1 pseudogene is annotated in these 261 nt (G+C 80.5%); it reads left to right on the top strand.

What is annotated here, in order from left to right:
- Nucleotides 1–15 precede the first annotated feature (15 nt).
- Nucleotides 16–261: pseudogene (locus tag KVS71_RS17735) on the top strand (hypothetical protein); the annotation flags it as partial.

Genomic DNA, 261 nt, shown 5'->3' with positions numbered 1-261 from the left:
GGGCCCGGGCCCCACATGACCCCCCACGGCGCCCTCGCCGACGGGGGGCCCCCGCGCACCGCCGCGTGGCCCCCGGGGTTCCGGGCGCCCGGGCCCGCCGCGGCGAGCGCCGACTGGGCGACCGAGTGGACCGCGCCCCTCGGATCCTCGGCGACCCTGCCCCCGGAAGACGACCGCGCCATCATCCGGGACACCCGCCCGCACGGGTACCCGACGCAGTCCCTTCTCTACGCGGTCGCCACGATCACGCCCGCCGGGGTC

Origin of the sequence: Microbacterium sp. GbtcB4 (genome assembly GCF_019091465.1) — a bacterium.
GTDB classification, from domain to species: Bacteria; Actinomycetota; Actinomycetes; order Actinomycetales; family Microbacteriaceae; genus Microbacterium; species Microbacterium paraoxydans.
The sequence above is the reverse complement of the archived record's forward strand: the minus strand, read 5'-3'. Positions and strand labels throughout refer to the sequence as shown.